Raw genomic sequence first — 24507 nt, forward strand, 5'->3', positions numbered from 1 at the left:
CAAGATGCGTTACGCAAAATGCCGTTTGGTATCTGGCATGCTGCGTGCTCGCTCTATTAATTCCGTCGTCGCGTTCAGCAGGAAACCGTACCTATTCATGGATGTCCGCAAATCCACCCGCAAGTCGGCCGATCGCGACGATGCCGCGACTGCATCGAGAGCAGGTTTCGTGCGCGTTCGTGGCGCACGCGAGCACAACCTGAAAAACGTCGATGTGGACGTGCCGCGCGATGCGCTCGTCGTCTTCACCGGCGTGTCCGGTTCCGGCAAATCGTCCCTGGCTTTCGGCACGCTTTACGCCGAGGCGCAGCGGCGCTATTTCGAATCGGTGGCGCCGTATGCGCGGCGGCTCATCGAACAGGTTGGCGTGCCGCAGGTGGACTCGATCGAAGGCTTGCCGCCCGCGGTCGCGCTGCAGCAGCAGCGCGGGGCACCGAACGCCCGATCATCGGTGGGAAGTGTGACGACGCTGTCGAGCCTCGTGCGAATGCTGTATTCGCGCACCGGCAGCTATCCGCCCAAACAGCCGATGCTCTACGCGGAAGACTTCTCGCCGAACACGGTCCAGGGCGCGTGCCCCGTTTGTCACGGCCTTGGGCGCGTCTACGAAGTCACGGAAAAGTCGATGGTGCCCGACGACTCGCTCACGATCCGCGAGCGCGCCGTCGCAGCCTGGCCGCCCGCGTGGCACGGCCAGAATCTGCGGGACATTCTCGTCACGCTCGGCTACGACGTCGATACACCGTGGCGCGACTTGCCGAAGAGCGACCGCGACTGGATTCTCTTCACAGAAGAGCAGCCGACCGTCCCGGTGTATGCCGGCCTCACGCCGAAAGAAACGCAAGCCGCATTGAAGCGCGGCGCCGAGCCGAGCTATCAGGGCACCTTCACCGGCGCGCGCCGCTACGTGCTGCATACCTTCGCGCATACGCAAAGCGCGCTCATGAAAAAGCGCGTGTCGCGCTTCATGATCGGCAGCGATTGCCACGCATGCCACGGGAAGCGGCTCAAGAAGGAAGCGCTGTCCGTGACGTTCGCGGGGCTCGACATCGCCGAGTTCGCGCGTCTTCCAATGAGCCGTCTCGCCGATCTGCTTGCGCCCATCGCACGCGGAGAGTGGCCTTCTCACGACGAAGCGCCGGGTCTCGCGCTCGCAAAAAAAGACCGCATCGCGGCAACGGCCAAGCGCGTGGCCGCCGGCGGGTCGGCACACAAGGCCGCGACCGACGTGCGCCGCACGGCCAATCTCTCCGACGAGAAGCACGCCGCCGCCGAACGCATCGCGGCCGACTTGCTGGAGCGGCTCGCCACGCTGATCGATCTCGGGCTGGGCTACCTGTCGCTCGATCGCGCGACGCCGACGCTTTCCTCCGGCGAGCTGCAACGCCTGCGGCTCGCGACACAACTCGCATCGCAACTCTTCGGCGTCGTGTACGTGCTCGACGAGCCGTCCGCGGGCCTGCATCCCGCCGACAACGAAGCGCTCTTCGCCGCGTTGCAGCGTCTCAAGGCCGCGGGCAATTCGCTCTTCGTCATCGAGCACGATCTGAATACGATGCGGCGCGCGGACTGGCTCGTCGATGTCGGTCCGGCTGCGGGCGAACAAGGCGGACATGTGCTCTATAGCGGACCGCCGGAAGGCCTTGCATCGATCGAGGCATCGCAGACGCGCAAGCATCTCTTCGCGCCGGAACAGACCATCGAACGCATTGCGCGCGAGCCGCGCGGATGGCTGCGGCTCGAGGGCGTCACGCGCAATAACCTGCATGGCATCGACGCCGCGTTCCCGCTCGGCGCCTTCACGACCGTCACCGGTATTTCAGGTTCCGGCAAGTCGAGCCTCGTGAGTCAGGCGCTGCCGGAGCTCATCGCTCAGCGGCTCGGACGCGCACTCGACGACGCGGACGAAGACGAACAGGATCCGCTCTTCGCGCCAGCAGACGCATCGGCTGGCGGACGCATCGCCGAAGGTATGGAGACGATCCGCCGCCTCGTGCGCGTCGATCAGAAACCGATCGGCCGCACGCCGCGCTCGAACCTCGCGACTTACACGGGCCTCTTCGACTACGTGCGCAAGCTGTTCGCGGATACGCCCGCCGCGCGCAAGCGCCGCTATGGCGCGGGGCGCTTCTCGTTCAACGTCGCGCAGGGACGCTGCCCGACATGCGAAGGCGAAGGCTTCGTCAGCGTCGAACTGCTATTTTTGCCGAGCGTCTACACCTCTTGCGCCACGTGCCACGGCTCGCGTTACAACCCGCAGACGCTGGAGATCACTTGGCGCGACAAGAACATCGCGGACGTGCTCGGCATGACTGTCGATACCGCATGCGAGTTCTTCGCCGATGAACCGAACGTAATGCGCGCACTCGCCGTGCTGCGCGACATCGGCCTCGGTTATCTGCGGCTCGGGCAACCCGCGACGGAGCTTTCGGGCGGCGAAGCGCAGCGCATCAAGCTCGCGACCGAATTGCAGCGCGCGCATCGCGGCGACACGCTCTATATCCTCGATGAACCGACGACAGGCCTGCACCCCACCGATGTCGACCGGCTGATGGCGCAACTGCAAGGACTCGTCGATGCGGGCAACACGGTCGTCGTCGTGGAGCACGACATGCGCGTTGCCGCGCTCTCCGACTGGGTCATCGATATCGGTCCCGGCGCAGGCGAAGATGGCGGCCGCGTCGTCGTGACAGGCACGCCGCAACGCATCGCGAAGCATGCCGCGAGCCGCACGGCGCCTTATCTGGCGGAGGCGCTGGGCTCAGGACAGCGCACGCCCTGAAGGCACGCCTTTGCGATACGCCTCGTCGAACGCGGCTTCGAGTCCGGCGTGCGCCCCGCGCAAACCATCGACGACGCGCCTTGCCCACTCGAAGTATTCCCGCTTTCTTTCCTCGCCCCAGTTCGACGGCGGCATGGCGATAATGTCGCGCAAATTGCAGATCTTGTCCGCGAGCTTCACGAGTTGCGCGCCATGACTGATATGCGCCGCGTGTTCGATCTGCAGGCGCTTTCTTTCGGCCTTCGGCAAGGACTTGTCGTCCGTCACTTCAGCGACGATGTCCGCGACTCCCGCGCCGAACCATCGCACGAGCTCGTCGTGCGACGTGGCCGTATCCTCGATCGTGTCGTGCAAAACGGCCGCAAGCAGCACGCGCTCGTCGTCTATGCCGCCTTCGTTGGCGAGCACGTTCGCAAGCGCGATCGGATGATTGATATACGGCGACGCCTCCGCGTCCTTGCGGCGCTGATTGCGATGTTTGTCCGCGGCGAACGCGATGGCCCGGATCAGTTGATTCACTGGATGGTCTCCCTGCGGCGAATAACGAAAGTATATTCGCCGCGCAAGCGCCGCCGGTCTCAATACAGGCCGAGCCATCGCCACACATAAAAACGTGCGATGCCGACCAGCTCATGCAATGCGCTGTTCGAATCGAACCATCCTCGGCGATGTGGCAGCCACCATGTCAACGAAGGACGGATGTAGGCAACCGCGGGCTGCGGATGCAGTTCGAACGCATCGAACGCGAGCATTGCACGACGCATATGCAGCGACGACGTGATCAGCACCGACGTGTCGTATTGCCGCGAACGCAATATTTTTTCGGTGTTGCGCGCGTTCTCGTATGTGTCGAGGCTCTCGTCTTCGAGGATCAGATCCTTGCGCGCTACGCCAGCGTCGAGAAGCAGGCTGCCGTACAACTGCGCTTCGCTTTGCTCGTGATGCTGCGGATTGCCTCCGCTCACGATCACGAAGCACGCCTTTTCCATCTCGATGCAGCGCTTGTAGAGCGAAGCCGCGAGATCGATGCGCGTCATCGCATCGCCCTTGGGCACCAGACGTCCATGGCGATCGTACGACGTCCCGCCACCGAGCACGACGATCGCCATGCGTGAGCCGAAGCTCGGGTCCTTCATCGAGGCATACGTGTCGTTCGCAAGACGCACGAGCGGCCCGGGCAGACAACTGCCGAGCAACCAGAAGGCCGCGCCCGCCGCGAGCAGGATCGTGCCGCGCCGTTTCTTCCAAACGACGAACAGCGCAATGAATATCAATAGCAAAGAGACCAGTATCAATTAGCTTACCCCGATGGTTGTTTTTCAAAAGCCTTTCGAGTGCGGATACTTTTTACAAGGACTTATGGAAACAGGTGCAGGAGTTACCTACCCCCTCGCAGCAATGGCGTCAGTTTGAATGATCGCAACGGATCGAGACATGCTCGATATCGCACATAACAACGATCTGTCATCGAGGCCGACCGTGCGGCATCGCACGGACGCACTGGCCCGCAAATTCGTTAAATACGATCAAACAAAATTCACAAGAAGACAGCGCGTGCGAGGACGCTCGTGGAATGGTCTTCACGAGACAACACAACACCGCTGCCGATTCGCCCCGGAGCTAGCGACACCCGATAACAACTCATCGTCGCGATCCGGTATTACTGCACCGCTGGCCGGGTACAAGGGAAAACACAGACAATGAAAACTGAATTGCGCCGCATCCTCGCCGAGTCCGCTCGTCTCGACGTGCCCATCGACACGCTTGCCGACGGCGACGATCTCTACGCCGCCGGTCTCTCCTCGCTCGCCACGGTTCACGTGATGCTTGCGATCGAAGACGAATTCGGCATCGAGATTCCCGATCACATGCTCACGCGCCGGCTCTTTTCGAGCGTCGATTCGCTCGCATCGGCCGTCAACGAACTGCGCCGTTCGCAGGCGGCAGCATGAACGCGCCCGCTCAAGAGCTTGAAATGGCCGAGCTCGCGCAGAGTGCGACAGCGCGCTGCGAAAGCGAGTTGATCGAGGCCGCGAAGCGGGTGGCCGCCGTCGCGGCAAAGCACGCCGATGCGGTCGATCGCGAAGCGCGCTTTCCCGCCGAAGCGGTCGCGGCGATGCGCGAGGAGCGCCTCTTCTCCGCGATGATCCCGACGATGCATGGCGGCGACGGCCTGTCGCTCACCGGCGTCGCGCGCTTGTGCGAGGCCCTGGCGCAAGGCTGCGCATCCTCCGCGATGATCTACGCGATGCATCAGAGTCAGGTCGTATGCATCGTCGATCATGGCGCAAACGTGCCCTGGCAGCGCGACTTCCTTGCGCGCATGGTCAACGAGCAGTTGCTGCTCGCATCGGCGACCTCGGAAGAGAACATCGGCGGCAACATGCGTACGAGCGCATGCGCGGTCGATCTCGTCGACAATGCGTTTCGCATCGAGAAGCTCGCACCGACGATCTCTTACGGCAAGTATGCCGATTGCATTCTGGTGACGGCCCGCCGCCATCCCGATGCGCCGCCCTCCGACCAGGTGCTGATCGTGGCGCCGCGCGATACGTTCACGCTCGAGCAGCGCGGCACGTGGGACACGCTCGGCATGCGCGGAACCTGCAGCGAAGGACATCGTCTCGTCGCGAGCGGCTTCGCGGAACAGATCCTGCCTGCGCCGTTCTCGCGAATCGCCGACGAAAGCATGCTGCCCGTATCGCACACCTTGTGGTCGTCGGTATGGTGCGGCATCGCAAGCGACGCGGCGAATCGCGCACATCAGTTCTTCCGCAATCAGGCTCGCGGCAAGCCCGCATTGCCGCCTTCGGCCGCGCGGCTTTCACAAGTGCTCACGCTCATCAAGATGATGCAGGCGCGTCTGCGCGAATCGCTCGCCAATGTCGAAGCGGCTCAGGCCGATCGCACCGCGCGCAAGGCGAGCCAGAGCAATGACGACGACGCGCCGCTCACGGCGTCGATCGGCATCAATGCGGACCTGAACATGCTCAAGCTGGCGATTTCGCAATCGGCTGTGCATGTCGTGCAGGAAACACTGATGATCTGCGGCATGGCGGGCTACAAGAACGACACGCCGTTCAGCGTGGGGCGCCATCTGCGCGATCTGCATTCGGCGCCGCTCATGATCAGCAACGATCGCATCGAATTGAACACGGCGAATCTGCTGCTTGCGCAGCGCGCCGCAACGGGGACCCTTTGACGATATGAACATGCCGACGGAACAGGCCGCCATGATGCAGGCCGAAGCACAAGCACAATCACAAGAGACTCAGGCACCGTACGACAAATCGGACTTGACCTTGCGCGATCGCCTGATCGAAGCGGGCATTCTGCTCGATACGGGCGAAGATGGTCTTTACGGCCGCAGCGAAGTATTCGAGGACGTCGTCGAGCGCCTCAATCAGGCGATCACGATGCTCGGCGCGGATCAGCACGCGGAAGTGCTGCGTTTTCCGCCCGCGATGCGCCGCCGCGATTTCGAGGACAGCGAGTATCTGAAGAGCTTCCCGAATCTCGCGGGCACGATTCACTCGTTCCAGGGCAACGACCGCGGGCATCATCGCCTGCTCGAAGCGCTCGACAAGATCGTGCATATCGGCGAGGAAGAAGAACGCTCCGATGAATGGATGGATCAGCAGAAGCCCACGCGCCTCGTGCTCACGCCGGCCGCATGCTATCCGATCTATCCGCTCGTCGCGAAGCGCGGCAAGCTCGCTGAAGACGGCGCGACCTTCGATGCGTTCTCGTACTGCTTCCGTCACGAGCCGTCCATCGATCCCGGCCGCATGCAGATGTTCCGCATGCGCGAGTACATTCGCGTCGGCAGCCCCGAACAGGTGATGGCATTCCGTCAGAAGTGGATCGAGCGCGGTTCGCTGCTCGTGAATCTGCTCGCACTGCCGTTCGAAATCGACCTCGCCAACGACCCGTTCTTCGGGCGCGGCGGCATGATCGTCGCGGATAGCCAGCGCGCGCAGCAACTGAAGTTCGAATTGCTCGTGCCCGTCGCGACACCCGACCGCCCGACCGCGTGCCTGTCGTTCAACTATCACCAGGACCATTTCGGCGAGCTCTGGCACATCAGCCAGGCGGACGATCAGGTCGCGCATACCGCATGCGTCGGTTTCGGCATGGAGCGCACGACGCTCGCGCTCTTCCGTCACCACGGACTCGATGTCAAGGCGTGGCCCGAGAAAGTGCGTCAACTGCTGTGGGGCGACAAGGGGCCGCTCATCGAAGGAGGCCTCGCGAATCTGGGAAGCCAGACATGAACGCACGCTCGCCGGCAGAAGCCGTGATCGACACGTCCACGTCCGCGAACGGCGAGTACCGTCAACACGCGCTGCATCGTGAAGAGCGCGTATGGCTGGAGACGAACTGTTATGTCGACTTGTGGATCGAGCTGCTGCATCACTACGGCTGCGATCCGCATGCGGCGCTCAGCTTCACGGTGACGCAGGCGTTCGAGGGCGATCAGTTCACGTTCCCGAAGTTCTCGCTCGACGATATCTCGCGGCTCTACGGCCTGCAGGCCCAGGAGCTCGCGATCTACGACACGCTGGAAGCGCACGTGCGCGAGCAGACGCGGCGCGGGCACATGGTCGTGGTGGAGATGGACTCGTACTATCTGCCCGATACGCGCGCGACCGCGTATCGGCAGACGCATACGAAGACGACTATCGCCATCGATGCAATCGACACCGACGCGAAGCGCATCACGTACTTCCATAACGCGGGTTATTTCGCGTTGTCGGGCGAGGACTACGATGGCGTGTTCCGGCTCATGCCCGGCCTCGCAAGCGATGTGCACGCGCTCTTTCCGTACGTCGAGTTCGTGAAGCGCGCGCGTGCGCCGCTCGAAGGCGATGCGATGGTGCAACGCTCGGTCGAGCTGCTCGCCTTGCGGCTCGCGGATCGTCCCGCGACGAATCCGGTCGCGCAATGGCGTGCCGCATTCCCCGAGCACTTGCGCGCGTTGCTCGAACGTGATCCCGCGTACTATCACCTCTACACGTTCAACGTGATGCGTCAGCTCGGCTCGAACTTCGAGTTGCTGTCGAAGTATCTCGGCTGGCTGAACCGGCACGGCGTGAAAGTGTCGTGCGACATCCAGACGAGCGCGCAGGCGATTGCCAGCGAAGCGATGGTCATGCAGTTCCGTCTCGCGCGCGCCCGCATGCGCTCGCGCATCGACCCTTGCGAAGATTGCCTCGATTCGATGCAGGCTTCGTACGACAAGGTCATCGAGCCGCTCGCCGCGCGCTTTCTCTGAACGCCAAAGCCGCGCACATCGCGCGGCTTTGGCGTCGTTCTCCGAATCCCGTCAACGAGGTAGGCACATGCACGTCCTGTCCGCGCACGCGCCGCGGCGTCTCTCCGAAGGCTGGCAATGCGTGAGCACGCCTGCGGGTGCGTGCGCGACGCCCGCATCGCTCGATGCGCTCACCACGCAGTGGATCGAAGCGCCCGTACCTGGCACGATCGCGTCCGCCCTGCGCGCGAGCGGCGCCAGCGATGAAGCGCTTGCGCAGCCGTTCGCGTATTCGGATCACTGGTATCGCGTGACCTTGCGCGGGCACGGCAAGCGGCGCCTGCGCTTCAACGGGCTTGCGACCTTCGCCGAGATATGGCTCGATGGTCGCAAGCTGCTCGAATCGGATTCGATGTTCGTCGCGCATGATCTCGATGTCGATCTCGATGGCGAGCACACGCTTCATCTGTGCTTTCGCTCGATCGCGCCCGCGCTGGCCGCAAAACGAGGACGCGCGCGCTGGCGTCCGAAGCTCGCGCAACCCGCCACGTTGCGCAATGTGCGCACGACGCTCTTCGGGCATATGTCCGGCTGGTGCCCGGCCATTCAACCGGCGGGACCGTGGCGGGCGATCGAACTGATCGGCGAGTCGCGTGCGTGCATAGACAACGTGGACATGCGCACGCGTGTCGATGAAAGCACTGGCATTCTCGATGTCACGGTGCGCTACTTTCATGCGCAGGAACAAGCACCGGTTCATATCGAATGCGGCGAAGCGCAAGCCATGATGCAATGGCAGGACCCGTACACGGTCACGGGCCGCGTGCGCGTGCCGGACGTGCGCTTGTGGTATCCGCATACGCACGGCGAGCCGGCGCGCTATGCCGTGAAGCTCGGCGAAATCGAGCTCGGCGAAGTCGGCTTTCGCACCATCGAAGTCGATCGCGGCGTGGACGACAAGGGCTTTCAGCTCGTCGTGAACGGCGTGCCCGTGTTCGCGCGCGGTGCGTGCTGGACATCGGCGGATATCGTCGCGCTCGATGCGTCGCGCGAGAAGCTGGATCACATCTTCGGGTTGATGCGCGACGCGGGACTCAACATCGTTCGCGTGAGCGGCATCACGCTCTACGAATCCGACACGTTCTACGAACTCGCCGACAAGCACGGCGTGCTCGTGTGGCAGGACTTCGCGTTCGCGAACTTCGACTATCCCGACGACGAAGCCTTTCGCGCCAGCGTGCAACGCGAAGCCGAACAGTTCTTGACCCGCACGCGCCGCTTCGCTTCGCTCGCGGTGTTGTGCGGGGGAAGCGAAGTGCATCAGCAGGCGGCGATGCTCGGCCTTCCGTTCGAGGCGTATCAGCAACGCCTCTTCAATGAGCTCTTGCCGAATGCAGTTGCGATGCAACGGCCCGATGTTGCGTATGTCGTGAACTCGCCGAGCGCTGCGCCCGGCGATACCGTGTCGATGCCGTTCGGCACGCACGGCGGCATCACGCATTACTACGGCGTGCCCGCGTATCAGCGTTCTTTCGATGACGTGCGCCGCTCGCAGGTGCGTTTCGCGTCGGAATGCCTCGCGTTCGCCAACGTGCCCGACGATGTCGCGCTGCGCGCCATGCCGAACCCGCGCGCCCATGAGCCGCGCTGGAAAACAGGCGTGCCGCGCGACCCCGGCTCGGCATGGGACTTCGACGACGTGCGCGAGTACTATATGCAAACGCTTTATCGCATGGACGTGCCGCGTTTGCGCTATGAAAACCCCGAGCGCTATCTGGAGCTATCGCGCGCCGTCGTCGCCGATGTGATCGGTGCGGTGTTCTCGGAGTGGCGTCGCGAAGGATCGACCTGTGCGGGCGGCATCGTATGGAATCTGCTCGACGTGCGCCCGGGTGCGGGCTGGGGCGTCATCGACGTGCTCGGTGCGCCGAAGAGTGCGTTGCACGGACTCGCGCGCGTGCTGCGACCGGTGCAGGCGCTGATTATCGATGAAGGACTCGACGGCCTCGACGTGCATCTCGTCAACGAGACCGCGCGCGAGATTCGTGCGCGCGTCGAACTGACTTGCCTGCGTGAAGGCGCGGTCAAGGTCGCGGGCGGTTCATGCGATGTCGTGTTGCAGGCGCGCAGCGTGCAGCGCGTGTCGTCGAATGCGCTGATCGGTGCGTTCTTCGACATCACATATGCATACCGCTTCGGCCCGCGTGCACACGACGCAACGCATGTCGTCTTGCGTGATGCCGATACGGGCGATGTGATGTCGGAAGCGTTCCATTTCCCCGATCCGTCGATTGGCGAGCGCCGCGATATCGGCTTGAATGCGACTGTCGAAAAAGACGACGAGGGCTTTTGTCTCGTCGTCGAAACGGCGCAGCTTGCGCGCTGGGTGCACGTGGTCGATCCGAACTACTTCGCGCGCATCGACTGGTTCCACCTCGCGCCAGGCAGCACGCGGCGCGTTCCGCTCATTGCGCGGCACGCGAACGTGAGCGCCGCGCCCGAGGGCGATGTATGCGCGATCAATGCGATACGGAGCGCCGCCTATCGCGCCGTCTATCGCGCCGTCTAACGCCCGAATGCGTCCGTTTCAACGCGCCGTCCGTTGAGAAACGCATCGGCCACGAGACGCAGCGGGCGCACGTCGACATCGCTCGTCTTCGTTTCGATGAGCGCGTGAAAGTGCTCGTATAGCGCGGGATATTCGCGCTCGCGTCCGATGTCGATGTCCTTGCCCGCGATGGACAAGCGCTTGCCGCCCTCGCGCATCGACAGACGGCCCGCGTCCGTTTCCACGTCGATATCCCATTCCTCGACCGGCCCGTGACGCCAGTCGAACACAGCGCGCACCGGCGCGCCGTTCGTTGCGATGCAATCGAGTTGCGCCGCGATCGGCGTGGACGTATCGCTCGGCATGGTCAGCGTGGCTCCGCGCAACGCGACTTCATGCGGCAAGATGCGCGTGACGATCGACAGCGCGTTGATGCCCGGATCGAACACGCCGAGCCCGCCCGGTTCCCAGATCCATTGCTGTCCCGGATGCCAGCGGCGCACGTCTTCCTTCCAGCGCACTTCGACAGAACGAATCGCGCCTGCGTTCTTCGCAAGCCACTCGCGCGACGGTTCTACGGCGCTCGCCGCGCGCGAGTGCCACGATGCGAACAGCGTGCAGCCATGCGCCCGCGCGACCTCGTCCAGGGCCGCGACTTCGCTCACGCTCGCGCCCGGCGGCTTTTCCAGCATCACGTGCTTGCCCGCTTCGAGCGCGGCCAGCGCCTGCGCGTAGCGAACTTGCGGCGGCGCGCAAAGCGACACGGCATCGATTGCGGGCTCGGCGGCGAGCAGCGCGTCGATATCCGGATAGTTGCGCACGCCATCGACGCTCGCATTGCGGCTCGCGCACGCGACGAGTTCGAATCCTGGCTGCGCCGCGATCGCGGGCAAGTGCTGATCCCGCGCGATCTTGCCGATGCCCACGACGGCGAGCTTATAAACGCCTTTCATGCGATGTCTCCTTTCGCTCCGAGTGTGTTCGAGCGTAAAGATACCCTATCGCATCCATCACGCTGACACAGCCATCTCCACCCGCGCGCGATATCGTTCGATCAAACGCTCGCGCTTCTTCGCGACCGCCGCCATGTTGCGCTCCTTCACATGGCCAAAGCCGCGGATTTCATCAGGCAGCTTCGCGAGTTGCAGCGCCGTGTCGAAGCGGTCTTCATCGAGCGTCGAACAGAATTCGTCGACGAGCGCGAGATAATCCGCGATCATCCGGCGCTCCGTGCGGCGCTCGGCCGTCTTGCCGAATACATCGAGCGACGTGCCGCGCAAGCGTTTCATCTTCGCGAGGACGCGGAATGCGGGCAGCATCCACGCGCCGAAGGTCTGCTTCACGAGATGACCGTGTTCGTCACGCTTTGCGAACAGCGGCGGCGCGAGATGGAACATCAGCTTGTAATCGCGGCCCGGTTCGCCTTCGAACTGCTCGCGCAACTTGTCGAGATACGCGGGATCGGCATAAAGACGCGCGACTTCGTACTCGTCCTTATAGGCCATGAGCTTCGCGAGATTCACCGCGACCGCGCGCGTGAGCGGCAGCTTCGCGTTCAACGCCTTTTCCTTCTCGCGGAGGCGCTCGACCACCGTGCGATACGAGCGCGCATACGCTTCGCTTTGATACGCCGTCAGCAAAGCCTCACGCGTCGCGATCACGTTGTCGAGCGACTCGGGCATCTTCATGACGATCGCATGCTGCGCGGTTTTGAGCAAATCGCCCGCGCCATGTTGCGCGACGTATCGGCCCCAGTCGAATGCGAGCCAGTTCTTCTCGACCGCAACGCCATTCAGTTCGATTGCGCGCTTGAGGCTTTCGAGTTCGAGCGGCAACCAGCCCTTCTGCCATGCGAAGCCGAGCAAGAGCGGATTCGAATAAATGGTATCGCCGAGCAGCTTCAGCGCGAGCGCGTTGGCATCGACGAATGCGCAGCCCGCGCCGATGCTGTCCGATAGCGCCTGCTCCGTTTGCGCGGCGGGAAACGTCCATTGCGCATCGGTGACGAAGGCGGCGGTCGGCGTCGCGCCGCTGTTGATGGCGGCCTGCGTGATGCCATGCCGCGTGCGCGAGAGCACATCGTTCGATGCCGACACGATCGCATCGCAACCGATCACGAGCCGCGCCTCGCCCGTCGCGATGCGCGTCGCATGCAGCGCCTGCGGCTCCGGTGCGATCTGTACGTGGCTCAGCACCGCGCCACCCTTCTGCGCGAGACCGGCCATGTCGAGCACCGTGACGCCCTTGCGCTCGATATGCGCCGCCATGCCGATCAATCCGCCGATCGTCACGACACCCGTTCCGCCGACGCCGGTCACGAGAATGCCGTAAGGCTTCGACAATGCGGGCAATGCCGGCAACGGCAAGGCATCGAAATCGGGCTGCGCGCCCCCGGCCGCTTTCGGCTTGCGAACCTGTGCGCCTTCGGCCGTGACGAAGCTCGGGCAAAAGCCCTTCACGCACGAAAAATCCTTGTTGCACGACGACTGATTGATCTTGCGCTTGGTGCCGAGCGGCGTGTCCATCGGTTCGACGGACAGGCAATTCGATTGCACCGAGCAGTCGCCGCAGCCTTCGCACACGGCGTCGTTGATGAACGCGCGGCGTGCGGGGTCAGGATACGTGCCGCGCTTGCGGCGACGGCGCTTTTCCGTCGCACATGTCTGGTCGTAGATCAGAATGGTCGTGCCTTGCGTATCGCGCAACTCGCGCTGAATGCGATCGAGTTCATCACGATGATGCACGCTCACGCCTTCAGGCAATGCGACTTTCGCATCGTATTTCTGCGGCTCGTCCGTCACGATGACGATGCGCTTCGCGCCTTCCGCGAAGACCTGATGCGCGATCTGCGGCACCGTCAATACGCCGTCGACGGGCTGTCCGCCGGTCATCGCGACCGCGTCGTTATAAAGAATCTTATAGGTGATGTTCGCATTCGCAGCGATCGCCGCGCGCACCGCGAGCAAGCCCGAATGGAAATACGTGCCGTCGCCGAGATTGACGAACACATGCTTGTCGCCCGAGAAATGCATCTGACCGATCCATGCGACGCCCTCGCCGCCCATCTGGCTGAAGGTCTCGGTCTTGCGATCCATCCACATCGACATGTAGTGGCAGCCGATGCCGGCGAGCGCGCGCGAACCCTCGGGCACGCGCGTCGACGTGTTATGCGGACAGCCCGAGCAGAACCACGGCTTTCGTTCGACCTCGACGCGCGGCTTGATCGCCTCGCGCTCTTTTGCTTCGATGGTCTCGACGCGCGCGAGCATGCGCGCGCGCACATCGGCGGGAAGATCGGCGCGCGCAAGACGCCGCGCGATGGCCTTCGCGATCAGCGCGGGCGATAGCTCGTAGTGCGCGGGCAACAGCCAGTCGCCGCGCGGCACGGACCATTCGCCGCCTTCGTTGTCGCGCTCATCGAACTTGCCGTAGATGCGGGGACGCACATCCTCGCGCCAGTTATATAGCTCTTCTTTCAGCGCATATTCCAGGATCTGCCGCTTCTCTTCGACGACGAGAATCTCTTCGAGACCGGTTGCGAATGCGCGTGCGTCCTGCGCATCGAGCGGCCACACGCAGCCCACTTTCAGCACTCGAAGGCCGATCTGCGCGCAGGTTACATCGTCGAGGCCGAGGTCGACGAGCGCCTGACGCACGTCGAGATAGGCCTTGCCCGCGGTGATGATGCCGAAGCGCGGCTTGTCTGAATCGATTACTACGCGATTGAGCTTATTGGCGCGCACATACGCCAGGGCCGCGTACCACTTCTCGTCGAGCAGACGCGCTTCCTGCGCGAGCGGCGAATCGGGCCAGCGGATGTTGAGGCCGCCATCGGGCATTGCGTAGTCGGTCGGCGTGACGATCTCCACGCGGTCCGGATCGAGATCGATCGATGCGGTGGATTCGACCACATCGGTCACGCATTTCATCGCGACCCATAGACCCGAGTAACGGCTCATCGCCCAGCCGTGCAGACCGTAGTCGAGATATTCCTGCACGTTCGACGGATACAGCACCGGAATGCCCGCCGCAATGAACGCATGATCCGATTGATGCGCGACCGACGACGACTTGGCCGCGTGATCGTCGCCCGCGAGCACGAGCACGCCGCCGTGCCTGTCGGTGCCCGCGGAATTCGCGTGCTTGAAGACATCGCCCGTGCGGTCCACGCCCGGGCCCTTGCCGTACCACATGCCGAACACGCCGTCGCGCGTCGCGCCGGGCCACAGGTTGATCTGCTGCGTGCCCCAGATCGAGGTCGCCGCGAGATCCTCGTTCACGCCCGGCTGGAACACGATGTCGTTGTCTTTCAGATGCTGCTTCGCCTTCCACAGCGACTGATCGAGCGCGCCGAGCGGCGAGCCGCGATAGCCTGAAACGAAGCCCGCCGTATTCAGCCCGGCCTTGCGATCGCGCGCCTTTTGCAGCATCGGCAGACGCACGAGCGCCTGTGTGCCGCTGATATAGACGCGGCCTTTCTCCAGCGTGTATTTGTCGTCGAGGGAAATGGTTGCGGCTTCCAGCGCGGCGCGGTCGGGTGCATTCATCGGGGCTCGTCTCCGGGTTCGGGAATTTTGTTTTTTGCCGAGTATAGGAAGCCGATTCGACATCGTAAAATCACGAATAAACAACTCTGGTATCTGAAAATCAGATGGCCTTCGACCTCACGCTCCGGCAATTGCGCTACTTCGTGGCCGCCGCACAAACCGGCCAGTTCTCGATGGCGGCGGCGAACGAGCATGTATCGCAATCGGCGATCACCAATGCGGTGCTCGCGCTCGAGAGCGCGTTGGGCACGAAGCTCTTCGAGCGCCTGCCGCAAGGCGTGGCGCTGACGCCCGATGGTCAGGACTTTCATAATCACGCGCGCCGCGTGCTCGATGCCGCCCGCGACGCCATGCACATGCCGCCGTTCCGTGCGCACGACATGCGCGGCGTCGCGCGCATCGCGGCGTCGTACACGGTGCTCGGGTATTTTTTGCCGGAGTTGCTCGCGCGCTTCCGTGCGACGTATCCGTTCATCGATTTCGATCTGCGCGACATGGAGCGGCCGCAGATCGAAGAAGCGGTGGCGAATGGCGATGTCGATATCGGCGTCGTGCTGCTATCGAATCTGCAGCGACCGGACCGCTTCGACAGTCAGGTGCTGATGCGCTCGCGCAGGCAGTTGTGGGTCGCGCCGATGCATCCGCTCGCGCAGCAGCAGGCGGTGTCGCTGAAGGACATCGCCGAGCATCCTTACATTCTCATCACCGTCGATGAAGGCGAGCAATCGACGATGCGTTATTGGCACAAGAAGCGCCTCGAACCGAATATCGCGTTTCGCACGAGTTCGATGGAGGCGTTGCGCGGACTGGTGGCACACGGCTTCGGCGTCACCGTGCTGTCGGACATGGTGTTTCGGCCGTGGTCCCTCGAAGGCAAACGTATCGAGGCGCGGCCCGTGAACGATGCCATTCCTCATATGGAAGCGGGCATGATCTGGCGCAAGGGCGCGACCTTGAGCGCGCCGTCGACGGCCGTGCAGCAGTTCCTGATACACGCGTGCGGGGCCTGACGCACGCGCGATGCGCTCGATTATTGCGCGCCGGCCAGCGACGTGATGATTGCATACGCGGCCTTCACGCGATCCTCGTTCGGTATGTTCCGGTTCGCCAGCATCACGATGCCGATACGCTCCTTCGGCACGAACGCGATATATGTGCCGAAGCCGTTGGTCGAGCCGGTCTTGTTGATCCATACATCATCGCGCGGGGCTTGCGGCGGATCGATCCGCGTGACGGGCGTCGCGTTCAGGATCATCGCCGATGCGTTCCCGTCTAGCAGCGACTGCAATGCGGCCGGATACGGATACTGCTCCCAGATAAGATCCTGCGTCATCGGGCCGGCCTGGAAATAGCCCGTGTGCGTCGCATCGACGGCACGCTGAAATGCAGGGTCGATGCGGACCATCTTCATGTTGATCTGCAAGAAGCGCGTCATGTCGGCGGCCGTCGATCTCACGCCGTAGGCCTCGGACGACAGCACGCCGCCTTTCATGCGGATCGGCGTCTCGTCCTTCGCATAGCCTTGCGCATAGTCGCGCTGCTTCGACGCGGGCACGTCGATATAGCTGTGCTTCAGGCCGAGCGCTGGAAACAGGCGCGTTTGCATCAGCGTATCGAAGTTTTCGTTCATGCTCTTCGCCGCGATCAGCCCGAGCGTGCCGATGCCCGGATTCGCATAGGTGCGGATCGTGCCGGGCGGCCCGGCGGGACGCCACGTCCTGAAGTACTGCATGAGTTGGGCGTCGTTGTGAACCTCGTCGGGCACTTGCAGCGGCAGACCGCCCGGCGTGTGCGTGCCGAGATTCAATAGCGTTACCTTGCCGAACGCCGTGCCGTCGAGCGACGGAAGGTGCCTGCTCACCGCATCGTTCAGGGAAAGATCGCCTTCGATCTGCGCATAGGACGCGAGTGTCGCAGTAAACGTCTTGCTGACCGAGCCGAGTTCGAAAAGCGTATCGTGCGTGACCGGCTGCTTCGTCGCTTTCGACGCGACACCGTAATCGAACACATACGGCCTGCCATCCACGACGACGCCCACCGCCATGCCCGCGATGCCATGCAGTGCCATCAGCGGCCTGATCGTTCGATCGACCGTCTGCCTGATCTTCGCAGTGTCGCGATCGGCGGCGAGCGCGGCGCCGGACATCGCGCCAAAAGAAAATATGGCAGTCGCCAAGAGACTCAGCGCACGAAACTTCATCGTCTTGATCCTTCGTTCTGGTTTGCATGATTGGAACGAAGCGAAATATCCGCTCTTTTTCGTGCTTCGACAATCGAGGATAATTTGCCGCACGCAATAGAAAATCTTATGCGACCCATGCGTCCTCATCTTCCCCTGAACGCACTGCGCGCGTTCGAAGCATCCGCGCGGCATCTGAGCTTCACGCGCGCCGCGCAGGAACTGAACGTGACGCAGGCGGCCGTCAGCCAGCAAGTGCGCGCGCTCGAGGAACGGCTCGGCACACCGCTCTTCCGACGCCTGCCGCGCGGCCTGAACGTCACCGACGAAGGCCGCGCGCTCCTGCCCGTACTGAGCGATGCGTTCGGCCGCATCGAAGCCGTGCTCAAGCAGTTCGAAGGCGGCCATTTTCATGAAGTGCTGACGGTGGGCGTCGTCGGCACATTCGCGGTCGGCTGGCTGATGCCGCGGCTGAAGGCGTTTCGCGAGACGCATCCGTTCGTCGAATTGCGGCTGCTCACGCATAACAATCTCGTCGATCCGGCGTCGGAAGGACTCGACTTCGCGATTCGCTTCGGCACAGGCATCTGGCCGGCGACGTACAACACGCCGCTGCTCGATGCGCCGCTCGCCGTGCTATGCGCGCCGGATATCGCGCGCCGCCTCGGCAAGCCGTCCGATCTCGCGAACGAAGTGCTGCTGCGCTCCTATCGCGCCGACGACTGGACCGACTGGTTCCACGCCGCCGGCCTCGACGCGTGGACGATGAACGGCCCCGTCTTCGATTCGTCGCGTCTGATGGTGGAAGCCGCGGTGCAAGGCGCGGGCGTCGCGCTCGCGCCGCCGCGCATGTTCGTGCGCGAGCTGCAGGCCGGGCTGCTCGTGCAGCCGTTCGACATCGAAGTGAAGACCGGCGGCTACTGGCTCACGTGGCTCAAGTCGCGAAAGCTGTCGCACGGCATGCGGCTCTTTCTCGACTGGATCCTCGCGCAGGCCGCGCAAGCGCCTTGATGGATTTCATGGCGCCTCAACGCCGCGCGCGACGCCTGCCCGCAGCCCAGTCGTCCGCAAGCGGCACTGACGAGAACAGCAAGAGCAACGCGGCGAGCGGCACGGTCGTGGCAAAGCCGAGATGCGCGAAGCCGATCGCGCCCGCGAAGCCGCCGAGAATGAACATCGCGAAGAGCGAGCTCAGCAGCACGAGGCGCGCGTGATTCGCGCGCACATAGCTGGCATCGTGCCGCGCAATGCCGCGGTTCCAGTACAGACTCTTGCCGATTTCTATACCGATGTCGGTGACGAGACCGGTCACGTGCGTCGTCCGGATCTCGGCCTTCGAGATCTTTGTGATCATTGCATTTTGCAGGCCCATCACGAAACACAGCAGCGCGACGGTCAACGGCACGTCCCACACGCGATGCGTCTCGAGATTCGCGCCAAGAATGCCGAAAACGAGCAGGAGCGCGGCTTCGAGCAGAAGCGGCAAGGCGAACACGCTGTGCGCGCGCCGCTGTCGTCCCCAGCTGATCAGCACCGCCGAGGTCGCGGCGCCGCAGAGAAACGCGCCGACTGCGCCGATCGCTGAAAACACGAACGCCACCTGGCCGAGCACGAGGTTATCGGCGATCGAAGACACGAGCCCCGACATGTGCGACGTGTATTGCCCCACCGCGAGAAAGCCGCCCGCGTTCGCCGCACCCGCGACGAATGCGAGCGCGCAGCCCAGGCGCCGGTTGGCGGAATCGGTGCGGCTGGGCGAAGTCAGGCCCCGGAGGTAGGCGATCGGCATGGCGGCGCGGGCATAAGAACTGAGTGGAAAAGATAGCACGACAATTTGCGTGCCCGACCATCCTTTCACCGAACGCGAAGTGAAAAAAAATCATAAGTCGATAGCATGCTAACGAATAGAGTTCTCGTTATAATCCGGCCGCATGACCCATCTCGACATCCTGCGCCGCTCCGTGAGCAGCACGCTCGTGCTTGCCGCGCGACGCTGGCGCCGCACGAGTCACGGCGTGCTCGCCTCGTACGGCGTGTCGGAAGCATGCGCGGTGCCGCTGCTCACGGCCAATCGGCTCGGCGAGGCGGTGCGTCAGGTGACGCTCGCGGAGCATGTCGGCATCGAAGGGCCATCGCTCGTGCGGCTGCTCGATCAGCTTTGCGCGGCAGGCCTCGTGCGACGCGACGAAGACCCGGAAGACAAGCGCGCGAAAACCATCACGCTCACCGATGAAGGCCGCGCGGTCACCGCGCGCATGGAAGAGCGCCTCGTGACGCTGCGCGCGCGGCTGCTGAAGGGCGTGAGCCGCGAGGATCTCGAAACCACGCTGCGCGTGCTCAATGCGTTCAGCGCATCGCCGGATGCAAAACTGCTCGCCGCGCTGGAAGCGCTCGACGACGCCGCAAAGCCCGTCCGCCCAGCCGGCAGGCGCGGAGCATAGCGCCATGTCCTTTCCTTCCGCGCGCGAGTGGCTCTTTTCCGCCAAGACCTTCGCCGCCGCGATGATCGCGCTTTACATCGGCCTCGCGCTCGAACTGCCGCGTCCGTACTGGGCGATGGCGACCGTCTATATCGTGTCGAATCCGTTCGTCGGCGCGACGCGCTCGAAGGCGCTCTATCGCGCGCTCGGCACGATGATCGGCGCGGCGGGCGCGGTGCTGATCGTGCCGCCTTTCGTCGAGTCGCCGTTTCTCTTCAGTGTGATCGTCGCGTTATGGACGGGCACGCTGCTCTATCTCTCCATGTTCGACCGCAGCGCGCGCAGCTATGTCTTTCTGCTCGCGGGCTATACGCTGCCGTTGATCGCCCTGCCCGCCGTCACCAACCCGATCACGGTCTTCGATCTCGCGATCACGCGCACCGAGGAGATTCTGCTCGGCATCGTGGTGGCGAGCATCGTCGGCAGCGCGGTGCTTCCTAGCCGGCTCGCGCCGACGCTCATCGAACGAACGGACGCATGGTTTCGCGATGCCGCGTTCTATGCGTGCGAGACGCTCTCGGGACATATCGCGGGGGCATCGATTTCAGCGGCACGCCAGCGGCTCGCGGCAACGGTCAACGGCCTCGAATTCCTGCTGAGCCAGCTGACTTACGATCACACGCGGCCCGATATCATCCGACGCGCGCGCGCGTTGCAGGGCCGCATGCAAATCTTCCTGCCGCTGATTTCGTCGATGGCCGATCCGCTCATCGAACTGATCGACAAGCACGGCGCGCATCCTCGAGGTCTTGAACAACTGTTGAAGGACGTGGCCGCATGGGTCGGCTCGCCGATGCCGCGCGCGGAGCAGGATGTGGAAGACGAGCGCGAGCCCGATGCGCTGCGCGAACGCATCCAGGCGATGCGTCCCTCCGTCGAAGCGCTGGCGAGCGCCGACGGCGCACTGCTGTCGAATGCGCTGTGGCGTCTCGGTCAGGTCGTCGATGTATGGCAGGACATTCGCGCGCTGCGTGCGGCGATTCTCAACGAGACGAGCGAATGGCGTCCGCACTTCCGTCACTGGCGGCTCGGCGGCACGGCGCGCTTCTTCGATCGCGGCATGATGCTCTTTTCGACGGGCGTCGCGGTCAGCGCGATCATCGTCGCGTGCGCACTCTGGATCGAATCGGGCTGGAACGATGGCGCTGGCGCCGTGACGCTCGCCGCCGTCGCGTGCTGCTTCTTCGCCGCGCTCGACGAGCCCGCGCCGCAAGTGTTCACCTTCTTTCTCGCGACCTGCATGAGCGTCGTGTTGGCCGGCCTCTATGTGTTCGCCGTGCTGCCCCACGTGCACGACTTCCCGATGCTCGTGCTGATCTTCTCCGTGCCCTTTCTCATCATCGGCACGCTCATTCCGCGGCCGCGCTTCACGCTCGTGACGATGCTCACGGCCGTAAACACCGCGACGTTTATCAGCATTCAGAGCGCCTACGAAGCGGACTTCTTCGTGTTCATCAACAGCAATCTCGCGGGCGTCGCGGGCCTGCTCTTCGCGTTCATCTGGACGCGCATGACGCGGCCCTTCGGCGCGGAACTCGCTGCCGCGCGGCTCACGCGTTCGGCCTGGGCGGATATCGTGTTGAGCGCGTCGGCAGCGGAAGTCATTCAGGACCAGCGCGAACTCTATGCACGCATGCTCGACAGGCTGATGCAACTCTTGCCGCGTCATGCCGCAACGGACTCGCATCGTCACCCATCGATCGAAAGCTTTCGCGATTTCCGCGTCGCGTTGAATGCGCTCGATCTGCGCCGCACGCGCCGCAAGCTGCCGATCGAATTGCAGACCTCGGTCGATACCGTGCTCGATGCATTGCGTCATTACTTCGAACTCTGCATCGCGCGCCGCACGCGTCAGCCGGTGCCTGTCGAACTCATTCGCAGCATCGATGCGACGAGCGCGCAGGTCACATCCCGCGCGATCACGCAGTCGCAAGACGTGGTCGCGGAGAAATGGCTGCGGGACACGCTGCACGCGCTCGTCGGCATGCGCCTGTCGCTGCATCCACCCGCGACGCAGACGCAGCCCGGCATCGCGAACGGCGCGCCGCCGCGCGAGGAGCCGGCATGATCTTTAAATTTGCTCTTTCATCGGAACGCCACACATGATCGGCGAAATCGACATTCTCGGCGTGTTCGTGCCTGCGGTGCTCGTGCTGATGTTCATCGCCTATCTCTTGAATCTCGCGATCCGCACCGTGCTCGCGCGCGTCGGCTTCTATCGCTTCGTGTGGCACCGTTCCATTTTCGATCTCGGCATCTATGTTCTGGTGCTGGGCGTTGTCGTCATCGTTTCGCAGCGGCTCATCTCGTGAAAAAAACCTGGTTCTCCCTCGGGCAGATTCTGCTTACGCTCATCGTCGTCGCGATTGCGTGCGTCGTGTTATGGAAGCTCGTCGATTACTACATGTTCGCGCCGTGGACGCGCGACGGTCACGTGCGCGCCGACGTGATCCAGGTCGCGCCCGACGTGTCCGGCCTCATCACCGACGTGAAGGTAATCGACAATCAGCAGGTCAGAAAGGGCGATGTCCTCTTCGTGATCGATCAGGCGCGCTACACGCTCGCGCTGCGCAATGCGCAGGCTACCGCGCAGCAACGCCGCGCGACGCTCGATCAGGCGCGGCGCGAAGATGCGCGCAATCGCGCGCTCGGCAATCTCGTCGCGCGTGAAGTCGTCGAGGAAACGCATTCGCGCGTCGAGCAGGCGACCGCCGCGCTCGCCGATGCCGAAGTCGCCATCGACACGGCGCGTCTCAATCTGCAACGCACCGAGATTCTCAGTCCCGTCGACGGTTATCTCAACGATCGCGCGCCGCGCGTCGGCGAATTCGTGTCGGCGGGACGCGCGGTACTCTCGGTCGTCGACATGCATTCGTTCCGCGTCGATGGCTACTTCGAGGAAACGAAGCTCGGCGGCATCGATATCGGCCAGCCTGTCGATATCAAGGTGATGGGCGAGCCGGGCCTCCTGCGCGGACATGTGCAGAGCATCGTCGCGGCAATCGAGGATCGCGACCGTCAGCAAAGCTCGAGTCTTCTGCCGAACGTGAATCCTGCCTTTAGCTGGGTGCGTCTCGCGCAGCGCATTCCGGTGCGTGTGACGCTCGATGAGATTCCGGCGGACTTTCGCATGATCGCGGGCCGCACCGCGACGGTCTCGGTGCGCGGCATCGGTCCGAAGATCGGCAAGCGCGCGGCGTCGGAGACCTCGCCGGCTTCTGCGCCTGCGCCGACTTCGAGCGTGTCGGCCCCCGCGTCGGGCGCATCGCAATGAAAGCGGTCGCCATCGCTGTTTCGTCTGCCATCGCGCTCTTCGGCTGCACCACGGTCGGCCCGAACTACACGCTGCCCGATCACGCGGCGATCAAAGCGCCCTACGCGAACGCGGCCATCGACGGCGCGGATCGCGCGCCCGTCACGCAAGGCGAAGTGCCCGCCAAATGGTGGCGCCTCTATGACGATCCCGTCGTCGATCAACTCGTGGCCGCGGCGCTCGCGTCGAACACCGACCTGCGCGTGGCCGCCGCGAATCTCGCACGCTCGCGCGCCGAAGTCGAATTTGCGAACCGGCAAGGCGGATTCTCGGGCAAGACATCGGCGGCGTTTCAGCGCGCGCAGGAATCGGCGGAGCAATATCTGTTGACGGAGAAGATTCCTGTCGTCAATGAAGGCGCGCTCGATCTTTCCATTTCATATGAGATCGATCTCTTCGGCAAGCTGAAGCGCGGCGTCGAAGCGGCGAATGCCGACGATGAAGCCGTCGAAGCCGCGCAGGACCTCGCGCGCATCACGGTCGTCGCGGATGTCGTGCGCGCGTATGTCGAAGCGTGCTCGGCGGGCGAAGAGCTGGAGATCGCACAGAAGTCGCTCGATTTGCAGAAGCAGCGCGTGAAGCTCACGCAACGTCTGCGCGACGCGGGCCGCGGCAATCAGTCGGAAGTCACGCGCGGGCAGACTCAGGCCGATACGCTCGCCGCCGACATTCCGCGCTTCATCGCGCGCCGCCGTGTCGCGCAGTATCGGCTTGCGATGCTGCTTGCGCGCGCGCCTTCGGACTTGCCCCGAGCCGCCCTCGCCTGCAAGCGGCTGCCGAAGCTGCGCGCGCCGATTCCTGTCGGCGATGGCGCAGCGCTCCTCAGACGCCGCCCCGACGTGCGTCAGGCGGAGCGGCAGCTCGCGTCATCGACGGCGCGCATCGGTGTGGCCACCGCCGCGTTGTATCCGTCGGTGAGCCTTGGTGCGTCGGTCGGGTCGGTGGGTGTCGTGGAAGATCTTTTCGGCGCGAACACGAACCGCTGGGCGTTCGGGCCGCTCATCAGCTGGAGCTTTCCGATCAACGGTCAACGCGCGCGCGTGCATCAGGCCGAAGCGGCGACGGGCGGCGCGCTTGCACAGTTCGACGGCGTCGTGCTGAAGGCGCTGCAGGAGACGCAGAGCAGCCTCGCCACATACGCATCCGATACCACGCGCGCCGATGCATTGCGCACCGCGTATAAATCGGCGATCGAATCGGCCGATGAAACGAACCGGCTGTATCGCGCGGGCCGCGAGTCGTTCCTCAACGACCTCGACGCGACGCGTACATTGACCGGCGTCGCGGCGCAGGTCGCGGCCGCCGAAGGCCAGGTCGCGATCGATCAGGTGAACCTCTTCCGCGCGCTCGGCGGCGGCTGGGAAACCGACGAAGCAGTCGCGAAGAACTCGAAGCAAAAATGAG

At 63.8% G+C, this 24507-nt stretch carries 19 protein-coding genes; 13 read left to right on the forward strand and 6 right to left on the reverse strand.

The annotated features are described in order from the left end of the window. Positions 1-97 precede the first annotated feature (97 nt). A complete protein-coding gene (locus NCR38_RS23685) occupies positions 98-2782 on the forward strand; it encodes an excinuclease ABC subunit UvrA (protein ID WP_250477691.1) in 2685 nt (894 codons plus the stop codon). Here the strand turns inward: NCR38_RS23685 and NCR38_RS23690 are convergent. Next, the gene (locus tag NCR38_RS23690; RefSeq protein WP_061117162.1) at positions 2762-3301 is read right to left on the reverse strand and encodes an HD domain-containing protein; all 540 of its coding nucleotides are present in this window, start codon (positions 3299-3301) and stop codon (positions 2762-2764) included. The genes NCR38_RS23685 and NCR38_RS23690 overlap by 21 nt on opposite strands. A gap of 59 nt (positions 3302-3360) precedes the next feature. Further along, complete coding sequence (locus NCR38_RS23695; RefSeq protein WP_250477692.1) at positions 3361-4062, reverse strand: YdcF family protein; 702 nt, start codon at positions 4060-4062, stop codon at positions 3361-3363. A 420-nt stretch (positions 4063-4482) separates the two neighbouring features. Between NCR38_RS23695 and NCR38_RS23700 the strand changes: the two genes are divergently transcribed. The 5 genes from NCR38_RS23700 (at position 4483) to NCR38_RS23720 (ending at position 10605) form a co-directional block, all read left to right on the forward strand. After that, positions 4483-4734 carry an acyl carrier protein gene (locus NCR38_RS23700; protein WP_061117164.1) on the forward strand — a complete coding sequence of 84 codons (252 nt, stop codon included), beginning with the start codon at positions 4483-4485 and terminating at the stop codon, positions 4732-4734. Further along, a complete protein-coding gene (locus NCR38_RS23705; protein WP_061117165.1) occupies positions 4731-5984 on the forward strand; it encodes an acyl-CoA dehydrogenase family protein in 1254 nt (417 codons plus the stop codon). The genes NCR38_RS23700 and NCR38_RS23705 overlap by 4 nt, the downstream gene beginning before the upstream one ends. A gap of 4 nt (positions 5985-5988) precedes the next feature. Continuing rightward, positions 5989-7056, forward strand: a complete 1068-nt coding sequence (locus tag NCR38_RS23710; RefSeq protein ID WP_409241439.1) for an amino acid--[acyl-carrier-protein] ligase — start codon at positions 5989-5991, stop codon at positions 7054-7056. Then, a complete protein-coding gene (locus NCR38_RS23715) occupies positions 7053-8057 on the forward strand; it encodes a DUF1839 family protein (protein ID WP_061117167.1) in 1005 nt (334 codons plus the stop codon). Before NCR38_RS23710 ends, NCR38_RS23715 begins: the two co-directional genes overlap by 4 nt. A gap of 67 nt (positions 8058-8124) precedes the next feature. Then, positions 8125-10605 carry a glycosyl hydrolase 2 galactose-binding domain-containing protein gene (locus NCR38_RS23720; RefSeq protein ID WP_061117168.1) on the forward strand — a complete coding sequence of 827 codons (2481 nt, stop codon included), beginning with the start codon at positions 8125-8127 and terminating at the stop codon, positions 10603-10605. On the opposite strand, the gene NCR38_RS23725 is transcribed toward NCR38_RS23720, so the two are convergent. Together NCR38_RS23725 and NCR38_RS23730 are read right to left on the reverse strand one after the other, a co-directional pair. Beyond that, entirely contained in the window at positions 10602-11537 is a 936-nt protein-coding gene (locus tag NCR38_RS23725; protein WP_061117169.1) for a Gfo/Idh/MocA family protein, read from the reverse strand. The two genes, NCR38_RS23720 and NCR38_RS23725, sit on opposite strands and share 4 nt — an antisense overlap. Positions 11538-11594: 57 nt before the next feature. Next, on the reverse strand, positions 11595-15131 hold the full coding sequence (locus NCR38_RS23730) for an indolepyruvate ferredoxin oxidoreductase family protein (protein WP_250477693.1): 3537 nt from the start codon (positions 15129-15131) through the stop codon (positions 11595-11597). A 104-nt stretch (positions 15132-15235) separates the two neighbouring features. Between NCR38_RS23730 and NCR38_RS23735 the strand changes: the two genes are divergently transcribed. Then, positions 15236-16141 carry a LysR family transcriptional regulator gene (locus tag NCR38_RS23735; RefSeq protein ID WP_061117171.1) on the forward strand — a complete coding sequence of 302 codons (906 nt, stop codon included), beginning with the start codon at positions 15236-15238 and terminating at the stop codon, positions 16139-16141. A 20-nt stretch (positions 16142-16161) separates the two neighbouring features. Here the strand turns inward: NCR38_RS23735 and ampC are convergent, their stop codons facing one another. Beyond that, entirely contained in the window at positions 16162-17331 is a 1170-nt protein-coding gene (gene ampC / locus NCR38_RS23740; protein ID WP_061117172.1) for a class C beta-lactamase, read from the reverse strand. A gap of 108 nt (positions 17332-17439) precedes the next feature. On the opposite strand from ampC, the gene NCR38_RS23745 reads away from it, so the two are divergent. Then, the gene (locus NCR38_RS23745) at positions 17440-18321 is read left to right on the forward strand and encodes a LysR family transcriptional regulator (RefSeq protein WP_061117173.1); all 882 of its coding nucleotides are present in this window, start codon (positions 17440-17442) and stop codon (positions 18319-18321) included. A gap of 16 nt (positions 18322-18337) precedes the next feature. Here NCR38_RS23745 and NCR38_RS23750 read toward each other — a convergent pair whose 3' ends face one another. Further along, complete coding sequence (locus NCR38_RS23750; protein ID WP_061117174.1) at positions 18338-19099, reverse strand: YoaK family protein; 762 nt, start codon at positions 19097-19099, stop codon at positions 18338-18340. 142 nt (positions 19100-19241) lie between these two features. On the opposite strand from NCR38_RS23750, the gene NCR38_RS23755 reads away from it, so the two are divergent. From NCR38_RS23755 to NCR38_RS23775, 5 genes are read left to right on the forward strand one after another with little or no spacing between them, the layout of a single operon-like run. Next, positions 19242-19751, forward strand: coding sequence for a MarR family winged helix-turn-helix transcriptional regulator (locus NCR38_RS23755; RefSeq protein ID WP_061117175.1), 510 nt, complete (start codon positions 19242-19244; stop codon positions 19749-19751). Positions 19752-19755: 4 nt separating this feature from the next. Next, positions 19756-21858, forward strand: a complete 2103-nt coding sequence (locus NCR38_RS23760) for an FUSC family protein (protein WP_061117176.1) — start codon at positions 19756-19758, stop codon at positions 21856-21858. A gap of 34 nt (positions 21859-21892) precedes the next feature. After that, positions 21893-22102, forward strand: coding sequence for a DUF1656 domain-containing protein (locus NCR38_RS23765; protein ID WP_061117177.1), 210 nt, complete (start codon positions 21893-21895; stop codon positions 22100-22102). Next, a complete protein-coding gene (locus NCR38_RS23770) occupies positions 22099-23064 on the forward strand; it encodes an HlyD family secretion protein (RefSeq protein ID WP_061117178.1) in 966 nt (321 codons plus the stop codon). Before NCR38_RS23765 ends, NCR38_RS23770 begins: the two co-directional genes overlap by 4 nt. After that, positions 23061-24506, forward strand: coding sequence for an efflux transporter outer membrane subunit (locus NCR38_RS23775; protein WP_061117179.1), 1446 nt, complete (start codon positions 23061-23063; stop codon positions 24504-24506). Before NCR38_RS23770 ends, NCR38_RS23775 begins: the two co-directional genes overlap by 4 nt. Position 24507 lies beyond the last annotated feature (1 nt).

The organism is Caballeronia sp. INML1 (genome assembly GCF_023631085.1).
GTDB lineage: Bacteria > Pseudomonadota > Gammaproteobacteria > Burkholderiales > Burkholderiaceae > Caballeronia > Caballeronia turbans.

What these genes read in the sequence shown, in the direction of transcription:
- NCR38_RS23700 (WP_061117164.1), top strand. Translation starts at nt 4,483, where the DNA reads ATGAAAACTGAATTGCGCCGCATCCTCGCCGAGTCCGCTCGTCTCGAC.
- NCR38_RS23745 (WP_061117173.1), top strand. Translation starts at nt 17,440, where the DNA reads ATGCGACCCATGCGTCCTCATCTTCCCCTGAACGCACTGCGCGCGTTC.
- NCR38_RS23735 (WP_061117171.1), top strand. Translation starts at nt 15,236, where the DNA reads ATGGCCTTCGACCTCACGCTCCGGCAATTGCGCTACTTCGTGGCCGCC.
- NCR38_RS23705 (WP_061117165.1), top strand. Translation starts at nt 4,731, where the DNA reads ATGAACGCGCCCGCTCAAGAGCTTGAAATGGCCGAGCTCGCGCAGAGT.
- NCR38_RS23765 (WP_061117177.1), top strand. Translation starts at nt 21,893, where the DNA reads ATGATCGGCGAAATCGACATTCTCGGCGTGTTCGTGCCTGCGGTGCTC.
- NCR38_RS23755 (WP_061117175.1), top strand. Translation starts at nt 19,242, where the DNA reads ATGACCCATCTCGACATCCTGCGCCGCTCCGTGAGCAGCACGCTCGTG.
- NCR38_RS23710 (WP_409241439.1), top strand. Translation starts at nt 5,989, where the DNA reads ATGAACATGCCGACGGAACAGGCCGCCATGATGCAGGCCGAAGCACAA.
- NCR38_RS23715 (WP_061117167.1), top strand. Translation starts at nt 7,053, where the DNA reads ATGAACGCACGCTCGCCGGCAGAAGCCGTGATCGACACGTCCACGTCC.
- ampC (WP_061117172.1), bottom strand. Translation starts at nt 17,331, where the DNA reads ATGAAGTTTCGTGCGCTGAGTCTCTTGGCGACTGCCATATTTTCTTTT.
- NCR38_RS23720 (WP_061117168.1), top strand. Translation starts at nt 8,125, where the DNA reads ATGCACGTCCTGTCCGCGCACGCGCCGCGGCGTCTCTCCGAAGGCTGG.
- NCR38_RS23725 (WP_061117169.1), bottom strand. Translation starts at nt 11,537, where the DNA reads ATGAAAGGCGTTTATAAGCTCGCCGTCGTGGGCATCGGCAAGATCGCG.
- NCR38_RS23685 (WP_250477691.1), top strand. Translation starts at nt 98, where the DNA reads ATGGATGTCCGCAAATCCACCCGCAAGTCGGCCGATCGCGACGATGCC.
- NCR38_RS23750 (WP_061117174.1), bottom strand. Translation starts at nt 19,099, where the DNA reads ATGCCGATCGCCTACCTCCGGGGCCTGACTTCGCCCAGCCGCACCGAT.
- NCR38_RS23775 (WP_061117179.1), top strand. Translation starts at nt 23,061, where the DNA reads ATGAAAGCGGTCGCCATCGCTGTTTCGTCTGCCATCGCGCTCTTCGGC.
- NCR38_RS23730 (WP_250477693.1), bottom strand. Translation starts at nt 15,131, where the DNA reads ATGAATGCACCCGACCGCGCCGCGCTGGAAGCCGCAACCATTTCCCTC.
- NCR38_RS23760 (WP_061117176.1), top strand. Translation starts at nt 19,756, where the DNA reads ATGTCCTTTCCTTCCGCGCGCGAGTGGCTCTTTTCCGCCAAGACCTTC.